The organism is Escherichia sp. KCJ4928, assembly GCF_004352695.1.
Classification (GTDB): Bacteria; Pseudomonadota; Gammaproteobacteria; order Enterobacterales; family Enterobacteriaceae; genus ECMA0423.
In genome coordinates this window covers 1-1,403 of the sequence record NZ_SJWV01000394.1, presented here as the reverse complement: position 1 = coordinate 1,403, position 1,403 = coordinate 1, and the positions used below count along the sequence as shown (strand labels likewise).

The following is a 1,403-nucleotide window of genomic DNA, read 5'->3' as shown; positions in this document are numbered from 1 at the left end:
ATATAAAAGCGTATTATCAATGGCGTAGTAACTGCGTTTGTTATGATTAACATCAGTAACCCACCGGAAAACGCCCGCGCCTGCTAGTGTTGAACAGTATTCCCGAAATGTAGATTTTCCGCAAATATGAAGCAATGCGGCCTCTTTTATTTTAGCAGGGTTCTTGGTCGTACTAACTTTTAACAGGTTCCTGGTTCCTCTTAATAACAAAACCGTGTCATCGTGAGTAATAATTCTGATGTTATCCGTAGCCAGATAATAAATGTAATGTGCAATACGGTGATGTTTTAATTCTGAATAAAACCAGGAGAAGTTTTGCTCTTTTCTCACTTGCTCAAACATCTTTTGAAAAACAACGACCTGATCCATCAGGATAATAACCTCTTGTTAGTTGTGAGACTGCGTAGTGTGCACGATCGGTTTTACCACTTCAATCTGGTCTGTCCTTTGGCTGTGATATGTACAGAGTGTGATAGAGGGAATATCTGAATTCTCCCGGTGAGCATTTTGCAACGGACCAGCTCCGGTACAAACGCTGTTGTGGGTTCAGATTATAACATTCTGTCTAAGGGGCGGGATAAAGGTGAAATTAGGGGGCATGAAAGATGACTTTATAACCTTGCTCACCCCAGTGTTGTAAAAGTTCGTTTTGCCTTCTCGTTGGTGCCATGCCTGTCCAGACAATCAATGTTTGCGTCGGGAACAGTTCCGGGCGCGGCGATTCAATGGGATCAGCAAGAACAGAAATGTGCCATCCTGACAATGATAAACGCCATGCTTCCAGCCACAATCGTGCTCTCTCTTCAACATTCCACGCCATCAGAATGGCTTCTTTACCGGGCTTACGGCGCATTTCGAAAAGCGAGGTTGCTGCGTATTCAATTAATGCGCCGTCAAACATACTGCTCATAATGCGGGAGGTGTTGTGATCAAGCACGAGACGCTGGCGAACAGGAAGGTAAACATGATTAATCAATTGATCTACTGGGTACTCTCGACCCAGTGAAATAATTCTCGCGCGTAGTTTGGCAGGATTAGCCATGCGAAGAATTGACATCATCTCTTCTTGCAGGCGGCTCCAGTCATCTTCCGTATCCTGGCTGGTGGTTTCCAGTAATGCTTTAACTTTGCCTACAGGGACGCCATTACTTATCCAACGCTTGATCTCTTCGATGCGTTGTATGTCTTCTTCATCAAAGAGTCGGTGTCCGCCTTCACTGCGCTGTGGTTTTAACAAACCGTAGCGGCGTTGCCAGGCCCGGAGAGTGACAGGATTAATCCCGCAACGTTCAGCAACATCACCAATGCTGTAATAAGCCACAATTCCTCCTTGCGGTCACAAATCTCCGTCGCCTGTACACGACCCAATAATACTTTGTACAATATACGCTAAAATTGTACAA

General features: G+C 45.0%; 2 protein-coding genes. Both read right to left on the bottom strand.

The genetic code is table 11. The annotated features are described in order from the left end of the window. Nucleotides 1-369 (bottom strand): DUF1398 domain-containing protein (locus E0D98_RS24170; RefSeq protein WP_096268808.1); only part of this gene is annotated, 369 nt, incomplete at its 3' end. Nucleotides 370-589: 220 nt separating this feature from the next. Next, nucleotides 590-1,321, bottom strand: a complete 732-nt coding sequence (gene bluR, locus E0D98_RS24165; protein ID WP_000332303.1) for a DNA-binding transcriptional repressor BluR — start codon at nt 1,319-1,321, stop codon at nt 590-592. Nucleotides 1,322-1,403: the final 82 nt, after the last annotated feature.